This is a genomic window from Kitasatospora sp. NPDC005751 (assembly GCF_040630835.1).
Lineage (GTDB): Bacteria > Actinomycetota > Actinomycetes > Streptomycetales > Streptomycetaceae > Kitasatospora.
The window spans coordinates 37,343-61,805 of sequence record NZ_JBEXYC010000012.1; the positions used below are offsets into that span (position 1 = coordinate 37,343).

Here is a 24,463-nt window from a genome sequence, read left to right on the forward strand (position 1 = left end):
CACCCGGTGCACATGTTCGATCACGTTGAGCCGGATGAACGATGACACGTTCGGTCAGTGTCAGCCGAATATGCACGCCATGTGGATCCCAAACGACCACTTCGACCACACGGTGTAGCTGTCATTGCACAAAGCGTTATTCTCTCCTGGATGCACGTCACCCACGCGCCCCGCTCGAACGGGCGGCGCGGGCGTGCTCTCCGCGCAGGCGGAGGTGATCCGTCCACAGTTCTGCCTCTGGGAGTCCCGTGTACCCACCCGTCCGGAACGACGCGCCTGCACCCTCCCGCCCGTCGCCCGCCACCCTGCGCTCCCGCACCAGCCTGCGCGGCCGCCCGGCCTCGGCCCGGCAGATCTCCACCGGCCTGGAACTGTTGCGCACCCTGCTCCGCAGCCAGCTCGCCACCTCACCCCAACTGGTGCCCGCCGGAGTCCCGTTCGGCCAGCAGCCGCAGCCGGCCGGTCTCGCCCTGCGCACCACGGCCGCCGGCTCCACCGGAACCGGCTCGCGCGGACGGACCGGAGCCACCGGCAGCAGCGGCCGCAGCCGGGCACGGACGGCCCCGGCCCCCGGCTACGAGACCGAGCACAACCCGATCATGGAGCTGGTCGAGCGGGCCCAGGCCGGCGAGAGCGACGCCTTCGGCAGCCTCTACGACCACTACGCGGACACCGTCTACCGCTACATCTACTACCGGGTCGGGAGCCGGGCCACCGCCGAGGACCTCACCAGCGAGACCTTCCTCCGCGCCCTGCGCCGGATCGGCACCTTCACCTGGCAGGGCCGCGACTTCGGCGCCTGGCTGGTGACCATCGCCCGCAACCTGGTGGCCGACCACTTCAAGTCCAGCCGGTTCCGGCTGGAGGTCACCACCGGGGAGATGCTCGACTCCAACGAGTGCGAACGCAGCCCGGAGGACTCGGTGCTGGAGTCGCTCTCCAACGCGGCGCTGCTGGACGCGGTGCGGCGGCTCAACCCGCAGCAGCAGGAGTGCGTCACGCTCCGCTTCCTGCAGGGACTCTCGGTGGCCGAGACGGCCCGGATCATGGGCAAGAACGAGGGCGCCATCAAGACGCTCCAGTACCGCGCGGTACGGACGCTGGCCCGGCTGCTGCCGCCCGACGCGCGGTGAGCGGCGCGAAGACCGGGGGCGGTGCCGCGGACGGCACCGGCGAGATATCCGGCGGGCCGTCACCGACGGCGGCGGTCCGACACGTCCGGGTGAACGGTCGATCCGATGATCAGCCGTGCGTAACCGACCGCCCGCACCGCTCGTTGGCCAGCGTGCAAGCCTCCACCAGGCGTACGGTCAAGTCGAATTGCGACCTCTCACCCGATGGAGTGGCTTTGGCCCGCCGAGGCAACCGTCCGGCAGGCCGGGGTGTCGACAACGACGAAGGGAGGTGTGGCCCGTGACGGCAAACGTGCTGGAGCACCGGCGGGCGAAGGCCTTCGCCGAGGCGCTGGAGGCCCACCAGGCAGAGGAACGCGGCGCCGCCGGTTCCGCGGCGGCCAACGCCGCTTCCACCGGCGCCGGTTCGGCCGCGATGGCGGAGCTGGTCGGCATGGTCGGCGCACTCGGCGCGCTGCCCGGACCGGCACTGGACCAGGAGGTCCGAACGGTCCAACGCGCTCAGCTGATGGCCGCGTTCGAGCAGGTCTTCGCCGGTGGGCCGGGTGCCGCGGTGCCCCGCCAGCGCGGCCACCGGGCGGTCCGGACCGCCCCGCGCGGCCGCTGGAGCCGCCGGTTCGCGATCGGCGGCCTGGTCGCCGGGCTCGCCGTCGGCAGCCTCGCCGGCGCGGCCGCCGCGAGCGCCAACGCCCTCCCCGGGGACACGCTGTACGGCATGAAGCGCGGTCTGGAAGGGCTCCGGCTCGACCTCGCGGACACCGACAGCGAGCGCGGCGAGCTGCTGCTGGACAACGCGGCCACCCGGCTCGGCGAGGCGAAGAGCCTGGTCGGCCGGACGGACCCGGGCGGCTCGCTCAGCCCGGGCACCGTCGACCAGGTCCGCAGGGCGCTCGACGACATGCACGCCGACGCCCTCAAGGGCCGCGACCTGCTGCGCTCGGTCTACCGCAGCAACGGCTCGCTGGACCCGATGCGGGCCCTGGCCGGTTTCGCCCAGGACGAGGACGGCCACTGGACGGAGCTGCAGAGCAAGCTGCCCGTCCAGCTGACCTCGCAGGCCCACCTGGTGGACCAGCTGTTCGACGACATAAGCGAGGACGTCGCGCCCCTGCGACTGGCCCAGCCCCCCGCCAAGAGCGGTGGACCGGCCGGCAGCGGGGCGGGCGGCGGCGCGGGCCATCCGGCCGACGGCGGCTCGCAGGGCGACGCCCCGGCCGTCGGCGGCAACGCCGCACCGGGCGCCGGGACGGCCCAGGGCGGCGCGGGCAGCGCGAACGGTGGCAAGCCCGGCAGCACCGAGCGGGCACCGTCCGCCGGGGCGAGCACGCCCGGTGGCGGCGCCGGTGCGCCCAGCAGCGCACCGAGCAACGCGGCGGGCGCGGTCGGCGGGCTGGTCGACAACCTCACCAACGGGCTGACCGGTCAGAAGCCCTCGCCGAGCGCGGACCCGGCACCGGACCAGGCGGCCCCGCAGCCGTCCGGCTCGCCCAGTGCCGCGCCCGGCACGGCACCGCAGGGTGTCGACGTGCCGCCGCTGATCCCCGGGCTGCTGCCCGGTCTGCGGATCCTCGGCGGCTGAACGGGCTGCATCGGCTGCATCAGCTCGACCGGCCGGACGGGCCGATCCGGCCGAACCGCCGGACGGTCGACGGGCCGGTGGTGCGGTACGGCGTGAGCCGCCCCGCACCACCGGCCCGTCGACGCGGGAGGGGTCCGGCGGTATCCGCCGGGCCCCTCCCGCGTCCGTGCCTCACGGGCACCGGCGGACAACCTCAGAAGAACACCGAACGCCGCTGCACCAGCAGCTTGTAGAGGGTGTGCTGGATGGTCTCGCGCACCTCGTCGGCGAGGTCGAAGGTCAGCATCGGATCGTCCGCCGCCTCCACCGGGTGGCCGTCGGTGGCGATCGGCTCGCCGAACTGGATCGTCCACTTGGTCGGCAGCGGCACCGCGCCGAGCGGCCCGAGCCACGGGAAGGTCGGCGTCACCGGCACGTACGGCAGCCCCAGCAGCCGGGCCAGCGTCCGGAAGTTGCCGATCATCGGATAGGTCTCCTCCGCCCCGACGATCGCGCAGGGGACGATCGGCACCCGGGCCCGCAGCGCCGAGGAGACGAAGCCGCCGCGCCCGAAGCGCTGCAGCTTGTACCGCTCGGAGAACGGCTTGCCGATGCCCTTGAAGCCCTCCGGCCAGACCCCGACCAGCTCGCCGCGCTCCAGCAGCGCCTGGGCGTCCTCGTTGCAGGCCAGCGTGTGACCGGCCTTGCGGGCCAGCTCGTTGATGCCGGGCAGCACGAACACCAGGTCGGCGGCGAGCATCCGCAGGTACCGCCGGCTCGGGTGGTGGTCGTGGATGGCGACCTGGGTCATCAGGGCGTCCAACGGGATCGTCCCGGAGTGGTTGGCGACGATCAGCGCGCCGCCCTCGGCCGGGATGTTCTCGACCCCGCGCACCTCGACCCGGAAGTACTTCTCGGCGAGCGGGCGCAGCAGCGAGAGCAGCACCTCCTCGGTGAGCTCGCGGTCGAAGCCGAACTCGTCCACCTCGTAGTCACCGGTGACCCGGCGGCGCAGGAAGGCGAGGCGCTCGGCGGCCCGGCCCTCCCAGCCCTTGCCGAACAGCCGGGTGGCGGCCGGGCCGAGCCGGCCGGCCAGCGCCCCGCCGACGGCGTCGGCGAGCTGGTCGGCCAGGCCGGCGGGGCGGTCGGGCTCGCTCCAGCTCGGCGCGGACTCGATCGGGATGACCTTGGCCTGGCCCGGCGCGTTCTCGGCAGCGGCACTCATCGCGGGTTCAGCTCCTGGGTCGGCTGGCATGGGAACGGGCGGCCCGCGCGTACTCCGGCCCGAGCAGCGCGGCCAGCCCGTCGGTGACGGCGGCGAGCCGCGCGGGCGGCAGCAGGCCGGCCGACTGGGCGGCGGCGAAGTCGGCGAAGGCCTCGGCGGTGGTGAACCGCGGCCGGTAGCCGAAGGTCTCGCGCAGCCGGGCGGTGTCCACCACCCGGCCGTGGGTGAGCAGCCGCAGCTGCTCCGGCGAGAAGTCGACCATCCTGGTCTGCCGGGCCAGCGCCGCCATCCAGCTGATCGCGGGCCGCAGCAGCGGCAGGGTCGGCCGGCCGAGCCGGCGGGCGCACTGGGAGAGCAGCAGGACGCCCTCCCCCGCCACGTTGAAGGTGCCGGTGTTGACGGTGCCCGGCTCCGGCGGCAGCGCCGCCCGGCAGAGCACCTCGACGACGTCGTCCTCGTGGGCGAACTGCAGCCGGGGGTCGTAGCCGAGGACGGTGGGCAGGACCGGCAGCGCGAAGTACTCGACGAGCGGGGTGTCCGCGCCGGGGCCGACGATGTTGGCGAACCGCAGGACGGTCACCGCGACGTCGGGGCGGCGGCGGGCGAAGCCGCGGACGTAGCCCTCGACCTCCACCGCGTCCTTGGCGAAGCCGCCGCCCGGCAGATTCTTGGGCTGGGTCCGCTCGGTGAACACGGCCGGGTCGCGCGGCGCCGAGCCGTACACGCCGGTGGTCGACTTCACCACCAGCCGGCGCACTCCGGGGGCCTTCTGGCAGGCACCGAGCAGCTGCATGGTGCCGATGACGTTGGACTCCTTGACCGAGGAGCGGTTCGTGGAGCCCAGTCCGGTGGCACTGACGGCGAGGTGGACGACGGTGTCGACCCGGTGCTCGGCGATCACCCGGGCGACCGCCGGGCGGCGCAGGTCCAGCTGGTGGAAGCGGTACGGGGCGGCGGGGCCGTCCGGTTCCTCGACGGGGTGCCGGGGCGGCTGCACGTCCACGCCGACCACCAGGTCGACGTCGGGCCGGCGGCGGAGCTCCGCGACGAACCGGGCTCCGAGGTGGCGCGCCACGCCGGTGACGAGCACGACCATGCCCACAGTGCTGCACCCCATTCCTCGGCCTCGGCGGGCCTGCGTGCACCGTACCGCGCCGCCGTGGCGGGCCGTGAGACGACACCGCCCGCCCGGGCCACGAGGGCCTGGACGGGCGGTGGAAGCACCGGGCGCGCAGGGCGCGGCGGGCGCTTACTTCTTGTTGCGACGCTGCACGCGGGTGCGCTTCAGAAGCTTGCGGTGCTTCTTCTTGGCCATACGCTTACGACGCTTCTTGATGACAGAGCCCACGGAACAACCCTCGCTCACTGAGACTCCCGTCCGTGAGAGACGGAGTCCATACGACTGACGGAGGGCCTAGCCTACCGTCCACGCGGCCAGGGCCGTAATCGTGCTCCCCGGACCGGGAAACTCGCGGGAAATCCGCGGCAAACGAGCGCGGGGGCCACCGGCTGTGACCCCCGCCCACGTCAGCCGAGTCCTACGCGCTTTCGAGCCGCACGTAGGACTCCTTGAGGTACTCGTGCACCGCCTGCTGGGGCACCCGGAAGGACCGACCGACCCGGATGGCCGGCAGCTCTCCGCTGTGCACCAATCGGTACACCGTCATCTTGGACACCCGCATGACCGCGGCCACTTCGGCCACGGTCAGGAAGACGACTTCCTGCAGGGGGCGTTCGCCGGAACTCATGACCATCACCCGACCCTTACCCGTGTGCAAGGCACCGGCTTCCCCTCCGGTGACTCCACCGGCACACGTGTATCCCCAGAGTAGTTATGGGTGGTACCAGTGGGAAGAGGGAGAAGCCCAGTCCTCGTACGGTGAGAGATAGTCCTGTTGCATTACGTAGTCACTCGGCGGTCTGTCGCAGGGGTCGTGCGCACCGCCCGGCGCCTCCACAACCGGGGGCCGGGATTCAGGGCAGCAGGCCGTGGTGCGGCAGCACGGCGCGGCGGCTGGCCAGGATCGCCTGGTCGAGGCGGTCGGCCGGATCGTATCCCGCGTCGAAGTCCCGCCAGACCGGCCGGGCGCCGTCGGTCATCCGCAGCGGGGCCGGCCGGCGGGTGCGCCGGTAGACCTCGGCGCGCCAGGCCTCCGGGGTCTCGGTGGCCGGGTCGACGGGCCGGCCGGCGGCGGTGGCGACCAGATGGGTCCAGGTCCGCGGGACGACGTCCACGACGGCGTACCCGCCGCCGCCCAGCGCGATCCAGCGGCCGTCGGCGTGCTCGTGGGCCAGGGCGTGCAGTTCCTCGGCGATCATCCGCTGGGCGTCCACGGTGACGGCGAGGTGGGCGAGCGGGTCCTCCAGGTGGGTGTCCGCGCCGTGCTGGGTGACCAGCACCTGCGGGCGGAAGGCGGCCAGCAGTTCGGGCACCAGGGCGTGGAAGGCGCGCAGCCAGCCGGAGTCACCGGTACCGGCCGGCAGCGGCAGGTTGGCCGCCGAGCCGGGCGCGGCCGGGCCGCCGGTCTCGGTGGCCCAGCCGGTCTGCGGGAAGAGCGTGGCGGGGTGCTCGTGCAGCGAGACGGTGAGCACCCGGGGGTCGTCCCAGAACGCCTGCTGGACGCCGTCCCCGTGGTGGACGTCCACGTCGACGTAGGCGACCCGCTCGGCGCCGAGTTCGAGCAGCCGGGCGATGGCGAGCGCGGGGTCGTTGTAGATGCAGAAGCCGGACGCCCGGGCGGGCATCGCGTGGTGCAGTCCGCCCGCGAAGTTGACGGCGTGCGGGGTCTCGCCGCGCCAGACCGCCTCGGCGGCGGCGACCGACTGCCCGGCGATCAGCGCGGAGGCGGAGTGGACGGCGGGGAAGGCCCAGTTGTCGTCGGTGCCGAGCCCGTGCCGCAGGTCCACCTCCTCGGGGTGGGCGGCCGCGTGCTTGACCGCCGCGACGTACTGCCGGGTGTGCACCAGCCGCAGGGTGGAGTCGCCGGCGGGCGGTGCGGACCGGACGGTGACGCCGGGCCCCGCGCTCAGCCCGAGGGACTCCACCAGGCGCATGGTGAGCGCCAGCCGGTCCGGGTCCATCGGGTGGCCGGGACCGAAGTCGTAGGCGGTGACGGCCTCGTCCCAGAAGAGGTGCAGGCCGCAGGGGGTGTCACGCTCGGCTTCGGGCATGGCGTCCACGGTAGTGCGTGCGCGCGCCGCGACCGCCGCCAGGTCACACCCCCGGGGATCGGTGAACGGCCCGCCCGGGCGCGGGCCTACCTCCGGGAGAGCCGGGCGGCCGGGCCCGGCGCGGGTGCCGGTGCGGGTGCCGGTGCGGGCGCGGCGGCGACGCCGGTGCGGCCCGCCAGCCGGCAGCCGAGGCAGTCGGCGTGGCCGGCCCCGGCGGCGGTGTCCCGGGTGCGCCAGTGCCGGCGGCCGGCCGGGCGGGGCCCGGTGGCCTTGCCCCAGCCCGCGAGGTGCAGCAGCCAGGCGGCGGGCGCCCCGGCCGCGGCGACGGCGAGGCCGGTCCAGAACGCGGCGGCCGAGCCCGCCGCGAAGGCCACCCCGGCGACCGCGCTGCCGGCGATCGCGATCGCGACACCCGTCCAGCCGGCGACGGTGTGACCCATGTCGTGCTCGTCGTGTGCGCCCATGTCTCCCTCTTTGGTGTGATGGGGTTCCGCTGTGATGGGCTTCGCGGACGGTCGGCGCGCCCGGGGAGCGGGCCGCGACCGACGTTTTATCTCGCGAGCTAAGTAACTTAGATACTAAGGAGATGCTCCGTGGAGGGCAAGCCGCGCCCGCGGGCGACGACCGAGCAGGCGCAGTACGCGATGGACCGGATGATCGCGCTCGCCCAGTTCGGACAGCAGGACGTCGCCGCCCGGCTCGGGCTGAACGTCACCGACCTCACCTGCCTCGGCTTCGTCATCGAGGCGGCCATGGCCGGGGAGCCGCTCGCCGCCGGCGACCTCGCCGAGCGGGCGCAGCTCACCACCGGCGCGGTGACGGGCGTGCTCAACCGGCTGGAGAAGTCCGGGTACGCCCGCCGCGAGGCCGACCCGGCCGACCGCCGCCGGGTACGGGTGGTGATGGAGGACTCCGCGCAGGCCCGCATCCTCCAGGTCTACGGCCCGATGTACGAGCGGTTCGGCCGCCTGTTCGCCGACTACACCCCGGACGAGATCGCCGTGCTCGCGGACTGGTTCACCCGCGCCAAGGCCCTGATGCGGGAGTCGCTGGACGAGATCCGCGAAGGCTGAGCGCCACGCGGCGCGGCGCCGCCGTCAGGCCCGCGCCGGGACGAGCGCCGGGGCGGGGGCGAAGCGGTCGGCCAGCGGGAGGACGGCGAGCACCAGGAGCATCGGGGCGAGCAGCGCCCAGCGGTACGAACTGGCGTCGGCGATCGCGCCCACCAGCGGCGAACCGATCAGGAAGCCCACGTAGTTGAAGAGGTTGAGCCGGGCCACGGCGGCGTCCGAGTCGTCCGGGAGGAGCCGCCCGCCGGCCGCGAAGACCTGCGGGATGATCGCGCAGATCCCGAAGCCGAGCACGGTGAACCCGGCGATGCCGGCGGCCGCACCGGGCGCGGCGGCGGCGATCGCGAAGCCCAGCGCGGCCAGCGCGGCGCCGCCGCGGACCACCGGGACGGCGCCCCAGCGCTGCACCGCGCGGTCGCCCAGCGCACGGCCGAGCAGCATCGCCACCATGTAGCCGAGGTAGGACAGCTTCGCCACGTCCTCGGCGCTGCCCAGGCCGTCGGTGAGGTACTTGACGCTGTAGTTGGAGACCGAGGCGTCGGCGATGTACGCGAAGGCCATCGCCAGGCAGAGCGGCAGCAGCGGCCGCCACGGGACGCTCCGGGCCGCGGCCTCGGCGGCCTCCCGGACGGCGTCACCGAGCTCGGCGGGCCCGGCGAACCGCGTCCCGGCCAGCACCGCGAGCGGGGCGATCACCACGGCGGCCGTCCCGAACAGCACGGGCAGGCCGAGGTGGTAGTGCGAACCGAGGCCGGTGACCACCGTGCCGAGGATGCCGCCGAGGCTGAACGCGGCGTGGAAGCCGAGCATGATCGAGCGCCCGTAGCGGCGCTGCAGGCCGACCCCGAGCATGTTCATACTGGCGTCCAGCGCGCCGACCAGCAGGCCGAACGCGCCGAGCGCGAGCGCGAGTTGCCAGAGCGTGCGGCCGAACCCGGCGCCGGCCAGGCTGAGGCAGACGGCGGGCTGGACGACCCGCAGCACCGCCCGCGCGCCGGCCCGCCGCACCAGCTGCTCGGAGACGATCGACCCGACGCCGGCCAGGATCGGCACGGCGGCCAGGAAGACCGGCAGCAGCGCGTCGCTCAGCCCGTACCGGTCCTGGATCTCGGGGATGCAGGTGACCAGCAGCGCGAAGGTGACGCCCTGGAGCAGGAAGCTCGCGGTGAGCGCGGCCCGGCCCGCCCGCAGCCGTGGCGGTGCCGCGGCACCGGGCGCCGTCCCGATCTTCACGCACACCTCGCTACTGGCCGGTACAACGATGTTGGCGAGAGCGTAGGGGGTGGCGCGGCTTTTGGGGAGGGGGTGCGCACGCCGGTACGGGCCCGGCCGCTCAGCCGAGCAGCGCGGCGGCCTCGGCGAGGTCCCCGATCAGCCCGGTGGCGCCCGCCGCCGTCAGCCGCGCCGGGTCGGTGAGCGCCGTGTAGCCGTAGACGTCCATCCCGGCCGCCCGGGCGGCCAGCACGCCGTTGACGCTGTCCTCCAGCACCAGGCAGCGGGCCGGGTCGACGCCGAGGGCGCGGGCGGCGTGCAGGAAGAGGTCGGGGGCCGGCTTGCCGACGCCGACGTCCTGCGCGCTGAAGATCCGCTCCTCGGCGAAGTACCCGCGCAGACCGGTGACGTCGAGGGCGGTGCGGATCCACGCGTGGTGCGCCGAGGAGGCCAGGCAGAACGGCACGGAGCGCTGCCCGAGTTCCTTCAGCAGCGTCTCCGCGCCCCGCACGGCGGTGAGTTCGGCGTCGAAGGCGGCGAACACCCGGCCGTGGAACAGCTCGTCGAAGCCCTCCGGCAGCTTCGCGCCGTCGTGCCGCTCGGCGATCACGTCGTGGATCCGGTGGGCCGCGGTGCCCATGAAGTCCCGGTAGGAGTCCTCGATCGTGGTCGGGTAGCCGAGTTCGGTGAGGTACTCGGCGAGCAACCGGTTGGAGAGCGGCTCGCTGTCCACCAGCACGCCGTCGTTGTCGAAGATCACCAGGTCGTAGGCCATGCGGCCGAGCCTACTGGGCGGCCTACCGGCCGCCGGAGGCCAGCTCCCGGGAGCGGTCCCGGGCCGCCTCCAGGGCGCCCAGCAGCGCGGCCCGCACCCCGTGGTTCTCCAGCTCGCGGATGGCCGCGATGGTGGTGCCGGCCGGCGAGGTGACCGCCTCGCGCAGCTTCACCGGGTGCTCGCCGGAGTCCCGCAGCATCACCGAGGCGCCGATCGCGGACTGCACGATCAGGTCGTGCGCCACGTGCCGGGGCAGGCCGAGCAGGATGCCGGCGTCCGTCATCGCCTCGACCAGGAAGTAGAAGTACGCCGGGCCCGAACCGGAGAGCGCGGTCGCCGCGTCCTGCTGGGACTCCGGCAGCCGCAGCGCCTTGCCGACCGAGCGGAAGATCTCCTCGGCCCGCTCCAGGTGCGCCTCGGTCGCGTGCGAGCCGCCGGAGATCACGCTCATGCCCTCGTCCACCAGGACGGGCGTGTTCGGCATCACCCGGACCACCGGGGTACCGGGCGCCAGCCGCTCCTCGAACCAGGCGGTGGGGATGCCGGCCGCGGCCGAGATGACCAGCCGGTCCGCGCCGACGTGCGGCGCCAGTTCGTCCAGCAGGGTGCCCATGTCCTGCGGCTTCACCGCGAGGATCAGGGTGTCGGCGAGCTTGGCGGCCTCGTGGTTGGCCACCACGCCGACGCCGTACTTCGCGGCCAGCTCGGCGGCCCGCTCCGGCCGGCGGGCGGTCACCAGGACGTCCGCCGGGTCCTTGCCGGCCCGCAGCAGACCGGAGAGCAGGGCCTCCCCGATCTTGCCCGTCCCGAGGAAGGCGATCTTCTGCCCGTGCGCCGCGCCGCTGCCCATGCCCGCTCCTTGCATCCGTTCCTGCCGCCATCCTCGCACCGCTCCCGCGCCCGCGGCGGGACCGTCCACCCTGCGGAAGGGCACGGCGGCGTCCGCCCCGGGACCGGGCCCGGGGGCGTCCGCCCTAGGGAGAAACTCGGGGTTCTCCCCTATGGCTTCGGGCCGTGCGCGGGCGCACCGTGGAGGCATGGCACACGGAGAGATGTCCCGACGTGAGAACCGGCAAGCCGCCGTCGCCGCCGCGACGCTGGGGCCGTGGCGGACGGCCGCGGGAGTCGGTGCGGTGGTGGGGGCGACCGCCCTGGGGATCGACGCGATCACCGGCGACTGGTCGCTGAGCATGCTGGCCGGACCGGCCGGCTGGGCCCTGTTCTTCTTCTTCCTGGTCGGCACGGTGGGCGGCCAGCTGCGCAAGGACACCACCGACCGGCGGCTGCGCCGGTGGGCGGACGCGCATCCGTGGAAGTCGGCGCTGCCGGCCGCGGGCGGGCTGCTGGTGCTGAACATGCTGGCGCAGACGATCCTCGGGGACGCGGGCCTGTTCGGCGCGTTCTTCCTCTCGCTGCTGCCGGCCGGTCTCCTGCTGGCCGTCGCGGGCGTGGTCGGCTCGGTGAAGCAGGCCCGCGGCAAGGGCTGAGCACCGGCCCGCGAGCCGGACAAAACGGGGTGATTCCCGCACGCCGCACCCGAGTTCACCACACGGTGTGCCCCCGATCGATTCCCTGTCACACCCCGTCGGCATACTGGCGCGATGCCGATAGCCGAAGATCCAGAACCGCGCCCGTCCGAGGGCCGGGCCCCGGACGGGGCGGACCCGTCCGGAGCGGGCGGGAAGGACCCGTTCGCCGACCTCGTCCTGGACGAGGAGTTCGTCCGCGGGGCCGCCGTCAAGGAGCCCGCGGGCCGCACCCGGATGCTCTCCGCCCGGTGGCAGCACACCCCGCCGGTCGACCCGGGCGGCCGGCGCTCGGTGAACGACGGCCCGAGGAAGGCCGGGCGCTTCGGGCGCGCCCCGAAGCCGGTCGACCCCTGGGGCAACGCCCGCCCGCGGCCGCGGTGGCAGGCGCCGCTGTACGTGCTGCTGACGGTGGTCGTACTGCTGGGCGCGCTCAACGTCGACGGCGTGCGCTCCTGGTTCTCAACGACCTTCGGCGCCGCCCCGGACCGGTCCGGCACGTCCGCCGCGCCGGTCGCCCCGGAGACCGCGCGGCCGACCGGCGCGCCCTCACCGGTCGACGAGGAGCAGCCCACCGTCGACCGCCCGTGGGCCGGCTCCCCCGCCAAGGACTGGCCGACCACGATGGACGCCTTCGACCTGCCGCAGGCCCCCGGCGCCATCGGGGTGTTCGGCGCCGAGCAGGTGGCCGCCCAGGTCAAGCTGGTGAAGGACTACCTGGCGGCGGCCAACCTGGATCCGAAGGTGATCGCGGGCGGCCGGCCGGACGCCGCGCTGGCGATGCTGGAGCGGGAGAGCCGGGACAAGCTGGAGATCGCGCTGGCCCGCCCCAGCAAGGAGGACGACCCCACCTCGGCGTTCGACCGCTTCGATCCGCGCGAGGCGGTCCAGGTGGCCGACGGGGTCAGGCTGCAGGGCCGGCTCAGCGTCGAGGGCGACGGCGAGAAGGGGGTGGTGGTGCACACCGACTTCACCTACGTCTACGCGCTGCGTCCCGGCCCGGAGGCGGCCCAGCGCGCCACGGCCCAGCGGCCGACGCCGGGAGCCCCGGCGCAGTCCCCGCGGTCGGCGCCGCCCGCGGCGCCCGCGCCCGGGGACGGCGCGGTCAAGCCGGTCGGCCTGCTGCTCCCGGTGGCCGACGTCCCCGGGGACACCCGGACCGCCCGCACCATCGTGCGCAAGACGGAGGACTTCCGGTTCTACGACCCGGGCAAGTACCAGAACAGCCCGAAGAAGATCAACTTCGGCAAGCGCCGGTCCGAGGTCGGCAACACCGCCTGCGAGGTCTACGACGGCTTCCTCCACCCGCGGTTCCCCCAGTTCGCCCAGCCGGACCCGGAGCGGACCGGACCGGCCACCGACCCGTACGACCGCTCCAAGGAGCTGACCGCGCGGGGCGAGTGCGGCACGATCACCCGCAGCTGACCGCTCAGCGCTTGCGCCCGCCCCGGCCCGGCGCCGCCTTCTTCGCGCCGGGCCGGCCGCCGCGGCCCGCCTGCCGCCGCCCGTACTGGGCGGTGGCGCGCTCGTACCGGGCGCGCTTGACGGCCTCGCCGGGGGCCTCGACCAGGCCGCGCAGGAAGTAGGCGAACAGCGCGCCGACCCCGCCGATGACCCAGACCACGCCGAGCGACTTGTCCTCGGCCATCCAGCCGGTCAGCTGGTCCCTGCCCTCGCTGAGCAGCTTCCAGTTGCGCAGCCCGGCCAGGCAGGAGCAGATCGCCACGGCGGCGACCAGCAGGCCGTTGACGAACCCGCCGTTGTCGGACAGCTGGACGCCCTCGACGGCGAAGCGCAGGACGAACGCCCCGGCCACCGCCGCGAGCAGGGCGCCGAGCGGCACCACGACCCGGCGCAGCCGGTAGTCGGTGCCACGGCCGACCCAGCTGGTGCCGAACCAGCGGATCGGTTCCGGCTCGGGGGCGCCGGCGGGCCTGGGGGTGGGGGTGGGGTCCTCGTTCACACGGCCGATTATCACCCGGCGCCCCGCCCGCGAGACAGCATCCGGCGGCCGACGCGGGAGGAGCCGTCCCGCCCGGGGCGGAACGGCTCCTCGTGGCGCGGGGGTGTCAGCCGAGCTTGGAGACGTCGCGGACGGCGCCCTTGTCGGCGGAGGTCGCCATCGCGGCGTAGGCCCGCAGCGCCTGGCTGACCTGGCGCTCGCGGTTCTTCGGACGGTAGCCGCCCGCGGCCTCCAGCTTCAGCCGGCGCTCGTGCAGCACCTCGGCGGGGACCTCCAGCGAGATCGTCCGGCCGGGGATGTCGATGGCGACGATGTCGCCGTCCTCGACCAGCGCGATGGTGCCGCCGGAGGCGGCCTCCGGGGAGGCGTGGCCGATCGACAGGCCCGAGGTGCCGCCCGAGAAGCGGCCGTCGGTGACCAGGGCGCAGGCCTTGCCGAGCCCCCGGCCCTTGAGGAACGAGGTCGGGTAGAGCATCTCCTGCATGCCGGGGCCGCCCTTGGGGCCCTCGTAGCGGATGACGACGACGTCGCCCTCCTTGATCCGCTTGGTGAGGATCGCGTCGACGGCGTCCTCCTGGGACTCGACGACGACCGCGGAGCCGCTGAAGGTCCAGATCGACTCGTCGACACCGGCGGTCTTCACGATGCAGCCGTCCTCGGCGAGGTTGCCGTACAGCACGGCCAGGCCGCCCTCGACCGAGTAGGCGTGCTCGACGCTGCGGATGCAGCCGTTGGCGGCGTCGGTGTCCAGCGACTCCCAGCGCTCGGACTGGGAGAAGGCCTCGGCGGAGCGGACGCAGCCGGGGGCGGCGTGCCAGAGCTCGACGGCCTCGGCGGACGGCGAGCCGCCGCGGACGTCCCAGGTCTTCAGCCACTCGGCGAGCGAGTCGGAGTGGACGGTGGTCACGTCCTCGTGGAGCATGCCGCCGCGGTAGAGCTCGCCGAGGATGGCGGGGATGCCGCCGGCCCGGTGGACGTCCTCCATGTAGTACGAGCCGTTGGGCGCGACCTTGGAGAGGCAGGGCACCCGGCGGGAGACCGCGTCGATGGCCCGCAGGTCGAAGTCCAGCTCGGCCTCCTGGGCGGCGGCGAGCAGGTGCAGGATGGTGTTGGTCGAGCCGCCCATCGCGATGTCCAGCGCCATGGCGTTCTCGAACGCGGACCGGGTGGCGATCGAGCGGGGCAGGACGCTGTAGTCGTCCTGCTGGTAGTGCCGGTTGGTGATCTCGACGACGGTCCGCCCGGCCTTCTCGTACAGCGCGCGGCGGGTGGTGTGGGTGGCGAGCACCGAGCCGTTGCCGGGCAGCGAGAGGCCGATCGCCTCGGTCAGGCAGTTCATCGAGTTGGCGGTGAACATGCCCGAGCAGGACCCGCAGGTCGGGCAGGCGTTCTCCTCGATGATCGCGATGTCCTCGTCGGAGACGTTCTCGTTGACCGCCTGGGAGATCGCGTCGACCAGGTCCAGCCTGCGCACGGTGCCGTCGACCAGGGTGGCCTTGCCGGCCTCCATCGGGCCGCCGGAGACGAAGACGGTCGGGATGTTGAGGCGCAGGGCGGCCATCAGCATGCCCGGGGTGATCTTGTCGCAGTTGGAGATGCAGATCAGGGCGTCCGCGCAGTGCGCGTTGACCATGTACTCCACCGAGTCGGCGATCAGGTCGCGCGAGGGCAGCGAGTAGAGCATGCCGCCGTGGCCCATCGCGATGCCGTCGTCCACCGCGATGGTGTTGAACTCGCGCGGGATGCCGCCCGCCTGCTTGATCGCCTCGGAGACGATCCGGCCGACCGGCTGGAGGTGGGTGTGCCCGGGGACGAACTCGGTGAAGGAGTTGGCGACCGCGATGATCGGCTTGCCGAAGTCCTCGCGGGCTACGCCGGCGGCCCGGAGAAGCGCCCGGGCGCCTGCCATGTTGCGACCGTGGGTGACCGTACGGGACTTCAGCTCGGGCACTGTGCTCCACTCCTTCGGAGGCTGCTGGCGGCCCCGCCGGTGAGGAGGGTGCGCGGCCGCTGTGTCTTTCGAGACTACGCCCGACGTCCGGCGGGCGGACACCGCGTCCGCGATGCGGTCAGGCCGTGGCGTCCGGGGTCCGGGCCACGGTGAGGTCCAGGACGTACGGCTCGACCACCCAGCCGTCCGGGAACTCCGCCAGCAGCGCCTCGCGCTCGACGGCCAGCAGCGGCGCCCGCTCCTCGGGGGCGAGGGAGGCCAGGTAGGAGCGCGAGACCAGGTCGGTGATCACGTGGTCGACGGTGACCCGGCGCTCCCAGCGCAGCGTGGCGGTGCCGATCCGCAGGTCGTGGGGGGCGAGGTGCGAGACGATCTCGTTGACCGCGCCGTAGCCGTGGTACGTCCCGGTGAGCGCCTTGGCGAGCCGCTCGCCCATCGCCGCCACCCAGGCGACGCCGCTGTCCTTCACGTTCCACCAGGTCGCGAGCGCGCCGCCGGGGCGCAGCACCCGGATCGCCTCGGGGACGGACCGCTCGGGGTGCGTCCAGTGGAAGGCCTGGGCGTAGGTGACGAAGTCGGCCGAGCCGTCGTGGAAGGGCAGGTCGTCGCCGTCGCCCCGGACCAGCGGCAGGCCCGGCGAGGAGGTGAGGAACTGGGCGCCCATGCCGGGGGTGGGCTCGACGGCGATCACGTCCGCGCCGCGGCCGGCCAGCAGCCGGGTGGCGATACCGGTACCGGCGCCGACGTCCAGCACCCGGGCGCCCTTCAGGGTGCGGCCGGCCAGGCGCTCCAGCGCGTCGAAGAGCTCGTCGGGGTACGAGGGACGGGCCCGGTCGTACTCGGCGGCCACCACGCCGAACGAGCCGGCGAGCCGGCGGTAGTCCGTGCTGTCCGTCATATGTCCCCCTCGGTACGGCAGTTCGTGGTCAGCGTACCCGGGCGGGGGTGGCCAGGTGCAGACGGGTGAAGGCGAGCGCCTCGGCGAGATCGGCCTCGCGTTCGGCGGGGGACGCGGAGCGCCGGGTGTTGACCTCCAGCACCACGTGGCCGTCGAAGCCGGTCCGGGCGAGGTGCTCCAGCAGTTCGGCGCAGGGCTGCTTGCCCCGGCCGGGGATCAGGTGCTCGTCCTTGCCGGAGCCGCTGCCGTCGGCCAGGTGGATGTGCGCGAGCCGGTCGCCCATCCGGTCGACCATGGCGAGCGCGTCGATCCGGGAGGTCGCGGCGTGCGAGAGGTCGATGGTGAAGTGCCGGTACTCCTCCTCCGTGACGTCCCAGCCGGGTGCGTAGGCCAGCATCTCGCGGTCGCGGTAGCGCCAGGGGTACATGTTCTCGACGGCGAAGCGGACGTCGGTCTCGCCCGCCATCCGGTTGATGCCCTCGACGAAGTCCCGGGCGTACTGGCGCTGCCAGCGGAACGGCGGGTGGACGACGACGGCGCTCGCGCCGAGCTTCTCGGCCGCCGCGCGGGCCCGGACGAGCTTGGTCCACGGGTCACTGGTCCAGACCCGCTGGGTGATCAGCAGGCAGGGCGCGTGCACGGCCAGGATCGGCATCCGGTGGGCGTCGGAGAGCCGGCGCAGCGCCTCGACGTCCTGGCTGACCGGGTCGTTCCAGACCATCACCTCGACGCCGTCGTAGCCGAGCCGCTCGGCCAGCTCGAAGGCGATGGCGGTGTTGGCCGGGTAGACCGAGGCGGTGGAGAGGGCGACCTTGGTGTCGGGGATGTGCAGGCCGGGGTGCGGGGGCAGGACCAGGCGGTCGGTGGTGCGCAGCAGCGGGGCCGGGTGGGCCGCGGCCTGCCGGGCGGCCTTGACGGACTTCACCGACTGGACGGCGGCCTTGGCGGCGCCGGCCGCCCGGGCGGTCCGGGTCCCGCGGGGCGCCGCGCCGGTCCCGCCGGTCCCGCCGGTCGCGGTCCCCGCCGCGGGTGGCTGCCCGGGGGCCTTCTTCGTCGCCTTCTTGGCGGCCTTCTTCGCCGCCTTCTTCACCGCTCCGCCGGTGGCCTTCCGGGCCGCCCGGGCGGACTTCGCCGCGGCCGCCGCCCCAGAAGTACCAGAATCCCCGGAAGCCCCGGCCGGCCCGGCGCTCTTCGCGCTCTCGGCACTCCGCGCGCTCTTCGCGCCCTTCACGGCCTTGCCCAGCTTGCGGGCCCGTCCGGCACCGCCGGTCCCGGCCGGCTCGCCGCCGGCGGCCGCGGGCGGCGGGTCCGTGCGGCGCGGGGTGTCCGGCCGCGGCTGCCCGTCCCCGGGAGCGCGGCCCTCCCGCGTCCCGTCCTCGTCCGCTGGTTGCGCCACGGGAGACAGCGTAAGCGGACCGCGCCCGGAACGGGGAGCGGCCCTCCCGGCGCGGGCCGGCCGGACCGCCCCTCAGGTGGCGAGCGCGGGCCGGCGGCGGTCGACCGCGCCGTCCATGGTGTCCAGGCGGCGCAGGATGATGCCCTCGCGCAGCGCCCACGGGCAGATGTCGAGCTCGTCCAGGCCGAAGAGGTCCATCGCGGCGTCGGCGACCAGGGCGCCGGCCAGCAGTTGCTTGGCGCGGCCCTCGGAGACACCGGGGATCTGCGCCCGCTCGGCGACGGTCATCGCGGAGAGCCGGGGCAGCCAGGCGGAGAGGTTGCTGCGGGTCAGCCGGCGGTCGGCGTACGGGCCGGCGTCGGCGGGGGCCGCGCCGGTCATCCGGGCGAGCTGCTTGAAGGTCTTGGAGGTGGCGACCGCGTGGTCGGGGGAGCCCAGCCGGGCGATCTCGCCGACGACGGTGGCCATCTCGGCCCGGATGTGGCGTCTGAGTTCGCGCAGGCCCTCCGGGTCGGCGACGTCCCCGGGCAGCCAGCGGCCGGTGAGCCGGCCGGCGCCCAGCGGCAGCGAACAGGCCACGTCGGGCTGCTCGTCCAGCCCGCAGGCGATCTCCAGCGAGCCACCGCCGATGTCCAGGTTGAGCAGCCGGCCGGAGGACCAGCCGAACCAGCGGCGGACGGCGAGGAAGGTGAGCCGCGCCTCGTCCTGCCCGGAGAGCACCCGCAGTTCGACCCCGGTCTCCTCGGCGACCCGGCGCAGCACCTCCTCGCCGTTGGCGGCCTCCCGGACGGCGGAGGTGGCGAACGGCAGGATGTCGAGCACGCCCTTGTCCTCGGCGACCCGCAGCGAGGAGGCGACCATGCCGACCAGCTTCGCCACCCCGGGCTCACTTATCGCGCCCCGGTCGTCGAGGAGTTCGGCGAGCCGCAGCTCCGCCTTGTGGGAGTAGGCGGGGACGGGGGCGGCACCGGGGTGCGCGTCCACCACGAGGAAGTGGACCGTGTTGGAACCTACGTCGAGAACACCGAGTCGCATAGCCCTTCACGCTACGCGATCCCGCCTCCGGACAGACCTGGCGCGTCGGTATTCGTGCTGGTCCGGCGGTCCGGGCCCGGTGACTTGGTCCGGACCAGCGGCGCCGGCTCAGGGCCGGTGGGTGCCCCGCGGCGCGACCGGGTGGAGGGCGCGGCAGCCGGCGTCGGCCCAGCGGCGGGCCCGGCCGGGGGCGTTGGTGATCAGGCCGTCGGCGTCCCGGTCGGTCATCAGCTGCCAGGACGCCTCGTCGTCCAGCGTCCAGACGTAGACCTCGCGGCCGGCCGCGCGCTCGGCGGCGATCCGGTCGGCGGTGGCCAGCGCCCCCTCCAGGGCGATGCCGTGCAGCGGCAGGTCACCGGGGTCGTCGGCGAGCGAGACGCCCTGGATGAGGACGACCGGCAGGACGGGGGCGGCGGCGTGGGCCTGGCGCAGGTGCTCGGCGGAGAACGAGTACAGGTAGACCCGGGCGCCGCTGCCGGCGGCGACCCGGGCGATCCGGACGACGTCCTCGGCCCGCTGCCACTTGATCTCCATCAGCAGCGTCACGGGGCTGCCGGCGAGCCGCTTCAGCAGGTGCTCCAGCGTCGGCACGGCCTCGGCCGGGCCGGGGCCGACGGTCACCCGCAGCCCGGCGACCTGAGCGGCGGTCAGGTCCGCGACGGCGCCGTGGCCGTCGGTGGTGCGGTCCACGGTGGGGTCGTGCATCAGGACCGGCACGCCGTCCCGGGTGGTCTGGACGTCGGTCTCCAGCCAGTCGGCGCCCTGGTCGAGGGCCGTCTCGAAGGAGCCCATGGTGTTCTCGGGGGCGTCGAGCGGGGCGCCCCGGTGGCCGATCACCGTCGGGGCGTCGCAGCTCCGCTCGGCCGCGACCGGGTGGGCGCGGAGCTCGGGGGCGGGGGCGCAGCCGCCGGCCAGCACCGCGAGGGCGGCGAGGACGGCCGCGTGGGCGGTGCGGGGCGAGGCGGTCACGGCTCGGGCTCCAGCTCTGGTTCGGACGCCGGGCGGACGCGGCTGTCCGGCGGGGTGCCGGGCGTCCGGGACTTCGTCGACGCGTCGGCGGGGGATCAGCGAACCGGCTCCGACAACCTGACCGTGCCGGCGGTCGCCTCCAGCGTGCGCCCGCCGCCCGCTCCGGCCCGGCGGCGGCGCACCGCGGGTCACCCGGACGCGCCGCCCCGGCGTCACAGCAGACCGTCCCACAGCTGCTCGACGATGACGGCCCACCAGTTCTCCGGGTCGTCGAAGACCGTCGGGTCGATCGCCGCCAGCGCGCGCTGCAGCTCGGCGACGGCGGTGCCGGCGGCCCGCGGGTCCAGCCCGGGCAGACCGGGCAGCCACCCGGCGAACAGGGCCAGGCTGCGGACGAAGGCCGCCGGCCCGGCGTTGCAGTGCCGGGCGGTGGCGTAGTCGGGGTCGACGGCCCGGACGGCGCCGCAGGCGGTGTCCAGGGCGATCAGCGCCCAGCCGTCCGTCCCGAGCAGCAGTTGTGGGGCCAGTGCGAGGCGCTCCCGCTCGGCCACCCGGGTGCCGCGGCCGGTCTGCGCCAGGTGGGCGGCGAGCGACGGCAGCACCGTACCGGGCCGGGTGCCGTCGGCGATGGCGTCCGGCCGCGGGTGGTGCAGCGCGAAGAAGCCCTCGACCGCGACGGGCACGCCGACCGTCAGCAGTACCCGGGCGGTTTCCTCCGGCAGGTCGGCCCGGGCGACGTCGGCCGGGTCGAAGCGCCGGACGCCGCCGGCGCCGAAGCGTTCCACCAGCAGCGCCGCGAGCCCGTCGTCCGCTCCGGCGGCCGGGGCCGGGCCGCCGCGCGGGAAGGGCACCCGGTTGCGGACCGGTCCGCCGGGCTCGGCCGGGAGCGCGCGGACGGCTGCCGCCCGGTGGTCGAAGCGCGGTCCGTAGGACAGCTCGGCCTCCACCCGGGCGCCCGGCAGCTCGGCGGCCAGCGCGTACGCCCAGTAGCCGCCGGGCAGCGCGCTCAGCCGCAGGTCGGTGCGGACGGCCAGCACGTCCTCCGGGCGGACGCCCCGCTCGCGCAGCCACCACCAGCCGCGCAGCGCCGGGTGCGGCAGCCCGGGCGCCGAGCGCAGCGCCAGCGAGCGGACCTCGCCGAGGTCGTCACGGTAGGTCAGCTCGGCCCGGGTGCCCCGGCCGGTGGCCGGTGGCAGGGCCGGGTCGTGGGCGCCGGCGCCCACGAAGTCCCGGTAGAGCGCGGTCACCTCGTCCACCGGTACGGACGGCCAGACGGTGAACCGCCCGGTGATCCGGTCCACCACCGCACAGGCCGCCCCCACCTCCTCGGGTGCGCGCCGCTCCCCCGTCAGCGGGTCGACCCCCACCGGCGAGGGCTCCGCCCAGACCACCCAGCCGAGGTCGAACTCGTGCGAGTGCACCCGCCGGCTCCCGGTCGAGCCGTCGGCGGAGGCCCTCGGCAGCTCGCCGTTGATCCAGCGGTGGGCGGCCTCGACCGCCTGCGCGCGGGTGGTCACAGGGTGCTGCTCCTTGCATGGGCGCGGCCCGGGAGGGGCGCGCGGGCGGAGAGGGGCGGACGGAGGGTCACCGGGCACCGCCGGTCAGCGGCCCGACGCGGCGCCCGGTGGCGGGCGCTCAGGACGGCGGTCACCGGGCGCCGCTCGTCGCCGGCTCCGGACGGCGCGCGGCGAGGTCGAGCGGGCACCCGTCCGGGTCGAGGGCGATCGCCCAGAGGCCGTGGGCGGCGTCGTGCAGCGGCTCGGCCCCCCGGCGGCCGACCTGGTGGTCGAGGTAGGTCACGGTGTCCCGGTGGTTGACGGCGTTCCAGGCGTGCGGACGGCCGAAGCCGTCCAGGGTGAGCAGCACGGCCTGGGCGCCGTGGCCGGCCCGCCGCAGTTCGCCGGTGAGGCGGCCGAAGGCCGGGCCGCCGTCGCCGAGGTCGCGGAAGGGCGCGCCGAGTTCGCGTTCGGCACGGTCCCGGCCGCCGCGCTCCCCCGCGTCGCCCTCGGTGGGGATCCGGGGCGCGGCGCAGGTCGGGCGGCCGGTGAAGGTGTCGACGGCGGACAGCGCGATCTCCAGGCTGTTGTTCGCCCGGCCCGGGGCGTGCGGGCCGTCGGCGTTGACCACCTCCGTCCAGCCGCCGGCCGCCGGGTCGGGGTGGCGGACGGGCAGACCGGCCGCGTCCCGGGGCGCCCGGCGCTCGACCTCGCGCTGGTGCTCCGGGTCGACCGGGGCCAGGCCGCCGGGCAGTCCGTAGGGGCGGCTGTCGGCGATGGTCCGCAGGCGCGCCTGGAACTCCTCCTCGGCGCCGTCGCCGCGCAGGGCGCGCCGGGCCAGCTGGAGCGCCAGGGCGTGCGCGGTGGCGACCGGGACGGCGGCCCAGGCCAGGCTGTCCCCGCCCTCGGCCGGGGAGCCGCCGGGGCGCCGGCGGTGGTCCTCCGGGTGTTCCTCGGGGCGGCCGGGGCCGGCGACCGGCGGGGCCGACGGCGGCAGGACGGTCACCGGGCCGGGCGCGGTGACCGGGTGCGGGGTGCCGGTGGCCCCCCGCGGGGCGCCCGCGCCCACCCCGGCGCCCGGCCGGCCCTCGGCGGGCGCCTGCTGTCCGGAGGCGGAGGCGCCGGGCGTCCCGGACGCGCCCGGGGCCCCGGCCGCCGGGGTGCCCGGGCCGGGGACGACGACCGGGCCGACCGCGCCCACGGTCCCGGCCGGGACGGCGCCGGGGGCGCCCCCGGCGGGCGGTCCGGCGCCGACCCCGCTGCCGAACGGCGCCGGACCGTGCCCGGCCGCCACCGGGCCCGGGTAGGAACCGCCGGACGGGCCGGCCAGCGGACCGGGGCCGGTCGGCCCGGCGGCCACCGGAACGGTGAACTGGGCGCCGTAGGAGGTGCCGTGCGGGCCGCCCTGGGCGGGTCCGCCGCCGGACGGCACGTCCGGCGCGCCGAGGTGCGAGGGCGCGGCGGGGGCCTGCGGTGCGGGCGGCGCGAGCACCGAGTCGGTCCGTACGGTCACGGGCGCGCCGCCGCCACCCCCCGGGTGGGCGGGCGGTAGGTGGTAGTCGTCGTCGGCCCGGCCGCCGTAGCCGACCGCGCCGCCACCGCCACCGCCACCACCGTCGCCGCCGCCACCACTGGCGAACTGTGCCGGGGCGGCCGGACGGCCCGGGCCGTCCGGCGGCCGGTCGCCGCCGGCCGAACCGGTCCGCAGCGGCCCCGTACCGCCCCCGTCCGGGGCCCGGTCCGGGTGCTCCCCCGGACCGCCCGGGCCGGGGCGGCCGGCGCCGTCCATCACGACCACGCCGTCCGGCCCGGCCCCGGGTGTGCCGGCCCCGGGGACTCCGGGCGCCCCGGGTGCGCCCGGCAGCACCGCGCCCGGCCCGTCGGCGAGCGGCCCGCCCGGTTTGCCGTCCAGTCCGTGGCCGTTCCCGCGACCCGCCGCGGGGTCGTTCAGCGGTATGCCGCGGACCTCCTTGCCGTCCTTGTCGGTCAGCACCGGCAGGCCGTCCCGGCCCAGCACCGGCCGCCCCTGCTCGTCCACCTTCACGGCGAGGTCCTCGACCCCCACCACCGGCTTGCCGTCCGGGCCCGGGACGACGAGCAGCCCGCTCGGGTCCGTCACCGTCGTGCCGTCGGCCCGGACGATGACCGGGTCTCCGTGCTCGTCGAGCACCGGTCGGCCGGCCTCGTCGAGCTTGACCGCCAGCCCCGGCACGCCGACCACGGGCCGGCCGTCCTGACCGAGCACCACCGCCAGGCCCGCGCCGTCCGCGCCCAGCACGCCCGGCTCGCCGAGCACGGCGGGCAGCCCGGCGGCGACCGGGTCGAAGGCCCCGCCGGTGAACGACGCCGGACGCACCCCGGGGACGCCGCCCGGCGCGAGGCGCAGCAGCGCGACCACGGCGGGCTCCTTGAGCGTGCCGTCCAGCCCGTCCTTCATCGCCCGGCCGAGCTCGTCCAGCAGGCCGCCGATCTTCAGCCCGGCGGACTCGACGGCGGCCGCCGCCACCGCTTCGGCGACGTGTTCGGTGGCAGCGTCGCGCACCCCGGCCGCCACCGCGCCGAGGCCCTGCCGCAGCCCGCCGAAGACCCCGCCGGGCGCCGCTCCGTCGCCGCGGGTGGCGGTGGCGACCTCGGCCGCGGCCGCCTTGGCCCGGGCCGCCTGCTCCTCGGCCTTCTTCAGCTCGGCGGCCAGCTCGGTGAGGGTGGCGACGAGGTCGGCCTTGCAGCTGTCGACGGCCCGGGCGGCCTTGTCGAAGGCGCCGGCCACCAGGATCGTGGCGCTGTGCGCGTCGTCCAGGTGGCCGGTGCCGCGGCCGCTGAACGCCCGCCAGTACTCGCCGAAGGCGTCCACCGCGCGGCCGGAGTTCTCCCCGGTGACGCGCTTGGCGGAGTCCCCGCCGCGCTTGCCGAGGCGCTCGGCCTCGACGCCGAAGTCGCGCCAGAGGCCGGCCGCCCTGCGCAGCCCGTCCTCGTCGGCCTGCGGCCACTGGTGGCCGGTCCTGGCCAGCAGCGGTGCCAGCTCCTCGGGCAGCTTGCGGGACATGCGCTTCCCCCTTCGACGTACGGACTTCGACGTACGGACCGC

The 24,463-nt window shown here is 75.4% G+C and carries 22 protein-coding genes; 5 read left to right on the forward strand and 17 right to left on the reverse strand.

Going from position 1 to position 24,463, the window contains the following annotated elements:
• Positions 1-248: 248 nt before the first annotated feature.
• Together ABZ497_RS14480 and ABZ497_RS14485 are read left to right on the forward strand one after the other, a co-directional pair.
• Positions 249-1,133, forward strand: coding sequence for an ECF subfamily RNA polymerase sigma factor, BldN family (locus ABZ497_RS14480; protein WP_359805131.1), 885 nt, complete (start codon positions 249-251; stop codon positions 1,131-1,133).
• A 280-nt stretch (positions 1,134-1,413) separates the two neighbouring features.
• On the forward strand, positions 1,414-2,712 hold the full coding sequence (locus ABZ497_RS14485; RefSeq protein ID WP_359805133.1) for a DUF5667 domain-containing protein: 1,299 nt from the start codon (positions 1,414-1,416) through the stop codon (positions 2,710-2,712).
• A 193-nt stretch (positions 2,713-2,905) separates the two neighbouring features.
• On the opposite strand, the gene ABZ497_RS14490 is transcribed toward ABZ497_RS14485, so the two are convergent.
• The 6 genes from ABZ497_RS14490 to ABZ497_RS14515 all read right to left on the reverse strand — a co-directional run bounded on the left by ABZ497_RS14490 (position 2,906) and on the right by ABZ497_RS14515 (position 7,551).
• A complete protein-coding gene (locus ABZ497_RS14490) occupies positions 2,906-3,916 on the reverse strand; it encodes a lysophospholipid acyltransferase family protein (protein ID WP_359805135.1) in 1,011 nt (336 codons plus the stop codon).
• A 7-nt stretch (positions 3,917-3,923) separates the two neighbouring features.
• Positions 3,924-5,018: an NAD-dependent epimerase/dehydratase family protein gene (locus ABZ497_RS14495; RefSeq protein ID WP_359805274.1), complete on the reverse strand. Its 1,095-nt coding sequence runs from the start codon at positions 5,016-5,018 to the stop codon at positions 3,924-3,926.
• 147 nt (positions 5,019-5,165) lie between these two features.
• On the reverse strand, positions 5,166-5,264 hold the full coding sequence (locus tag ABZ497_RS14500; protein WP_003948845.1) for an AURKAIP1/COX24 domain-containing protein: 99 nt from the start codon (positions 5,262-5,264) through the stop codon (positions 5,166-5,168).
• A gap of 190 nt (positions 5,265-5,454) precedes the next feature.
• On the reverse strand, positions 5,455-5,664 hold the full coding sequence (locus tag ABZ497_RS14505) for a helix-turn-helix domain-containing protein (RefSeq protein ID WP_148644250.1): 210 nt from the start codon (positions 5,662-5,664) through the stop codon (positions 5,455-5,457).
• Positions 5,665-5,890: 226 nt separating this feature from the next.
• Positions 5,891-7,087 carry an acetoin utilization protein AcuC gene (locus tag ABZ497_RS14510; protein ID WP_359805137.1) on the reverse strand — a complete coding sequence of 399 codons (1,197 nt, stop codon included), beginning with the start codon at positions 7,085-7,087 and terminating at the stop codon, positions 5,891-5,893.
• A gap of 86 nt (positions 7,088-7,173) precedes the next feature.
• Positions 7,174-7,551 (reverse strand): HGxxPAAW family protein, encoded by a 378-nt coding sequence (locus ABZ497_RS14515; RefSeq protein ID WP_359805139.1) that lies wholly within the window; start codon positions 7,549-7,551, stop codon positions 7,174-7,176.
• Positions 7,552-7,680: 129 nt separating this feature from the next.
• Between ABZ497_RS14515 and ABZ497_RS14520 the strand changes: the two genes are divergently transcribed.
• Positions 7,681-8,160: a MarR family transcriptional regulator gene (locus tag ABZ497_RS14520; protein WP_352286174.1), complete on the forward strand. Its 480-nt coding sequence runs from the start codon at positions 7,681-7,683 to the stop codon at positions 8,158-8,160.
• A 24-nt stretch (positions 8,161-8,184) separates the two neighbouring features.
• Here ABZ497_RS14520 and ABZ497_RS14525 read toward each other — a convergent pair whose 3' ends face one another.
• The 3 genes from ABZ497_RS14525 to proC all read right to left on the reverse strand — a co-directional run bounded on the left by ABZ497_RS14525 (position 8,185) and on the right by proC (position 10,994).
• Complete coding sequence (locus ABZ497_RS14525) at positions 8,185-9,390, reverse strand: MFS transporter (RefSeq protein WP_329488316.1); 1,206 nt, start codon at positions 9,388-9,390, stop codon at positions 8,185-8,187.
• 100 nt (positions 9,391-9,490) lie between these two features.
• A complete protein-coding gene (locus ABZ497_RS14530) occupies positions 9,491-10,144 on the reverse strand; it encodes an HAD family hydrolase (RefSeq protein ID WP_329488317.1) in 654 nt (217 codons plus the stop codon).
• Between the two features lie 22 nt (positions 10,145-10,166).
• The gene (proC, locus tag ABZ497_RS14535) at positions 10,167-10,994 is read right to left on the reverse strand and encodes a pyrroline-5-carboxylate reductase (protein ID WP_329488318.1); all 828 of its coding nucleotides are present in this window, start codon (positions 10,992-10,994) and stop codon (positions 10,167-10,169) included.
• Between the two features lie 187 nt (positions 10,995-11,181).
• Between proC and ABZ497_RS14540 the strand changes: the two genes are divergently transcribed.
• Both ABZ497_RS14540 and ABZ497_RS14545 read left to right on the forward strand, forming a co-directional pair.
• Positions 11,182-11,631: a hypothetical protein gene (locus tag ABZ497_RS14540; protein WP_359805142.1), complete on the forward strand. Its 450-nt coding sequence runs from the start codon at positions 11,182-11,184 to the stop codon at positions 11,629-11,631.
• A 114-nt stretch (positions 11,632-11,745) separates the two neighbouring features.
• Positions 11,746-13,095 carry a hypothetical protein gene (locus ABZ497_RS14545; protein WP_359805144.1) on the forward strand — a complete coding sequence of 450 codons (1,350 nt, stop codon included), beginning with the start codon at positions 11,746-11,748 and terminating at the stop codon, positions 13,093-13,095.
• 4 nt (positions 13,096-13,099) lie between these two features.
• Here the strand turns inward: ABZ497_RS14545 and ABZ497_RS14550 are convergent, their stop codons facing one another.
• From ABZ497_RS14550 to ABZ497_RS14585, 8 genes are all read right to left on the reverse strand, one after another.
• Entirely contained in the window at positions 13,100-13,633 is a 534-nt protein-coding gene (locus ABZ497_RS14550; RefSeq protein WP_329488322.1) for a hypothetical protein, read from the reverse strand.
• Positions 13,634-13,739: 106 nt separating this feature from the next.
• The gene (gene ilvD, locus ABZ497_RS14555; RefSeq protein WP_359805146.1) at positions 13,740-15,584 is read right to left on the reverse strand and encodes a dihydroxy-acid dehydratase; all 1,845 of its coding nucleotides are present in this window, start codon (positions 15,582-15,584) and stop codon (positions 13,740-13,742) included.
• A gap of 118 nt (positions 15,585-15,702) precedes the next feature.
• Positions 15,703-16,482: a class I SAM-dependent methyltransferase gene (locus tag ABZ497_RS14560; protein ID WP_359805148.1), complete on the reverse strand. Its 780-nt coding sequence runs from the start codon at positions 16,480-16,482 to the stop codon at positions 15,703-15,705.
• Between the two features lie 28 nt (positions 16,483-16,510).
• Positions 16,511-17,314, reverse strand: coding sequence for a sugar phosphate isomerase/epimerase (locus tag ABZ497_RS14565; RefSeq protein ID WP_359805276.1), 804 nt, complete (start codon positions 17,312-17,314; stop codon positions 16,511-16,513).
• A 636-nt stretch (positions 17,315-17,950) separates the two neighbouring features.
• Positions 17,951-18,913 carry a Ppx/GppA phosphatase family protein gene (locus ABZ497_RS14570; RefSeq protein WP_329488325.1) on the reverse strand — a complete coding sequence of 321 codons (963 nt, stop codon included), beginning with the start codon at positions 18,911-18,913 and terminating at the stop codon, positions 17,951-17,953.
• 108 nt (positions 18,914-19,021) lie between these two features.
• Positions 19,022-19,882 (reverse strand): glycerophosphodiester phosphodiesterase, encoded by an 861-nt coding sequence (locus ABZ497_RS14575; RefSeq protein WP_359805150.1) that lies wholly within the window; start codon positions 19,880-19,882, stop codon positions 19,022-19,024.
• A gap of 212 nt (positions 19,883-20,094) precedes the next feature.
• Positions 20,095-21,399, reverse strand: a complete 1,305-nt coding sequence (locus tag ABZ497_RS14580; RefSeq protein WP_359805152.1) for an SUKH-4 family immunity protein — start codon at positions 21,397-21,399, stop codon at positions 20,095-20,097.
• Between the two features lie 130 nt (positions 21,400-21,529).
• The gene (locus tag ABZ497_RS14585) at positions 21,530-24,421 is read right to left on the reverse strand and encodes a toxin glutamine deamidase domain-containing protein (protein ID WP_359805154.1); all 2,892 of its coding nucleotides are present in this window, start codon (positions 24,419-24,421) and stop codon (positions 21,530-21,532) included.
• Positions 24,422-24,463: the final 42 nt, after the last annotated feature.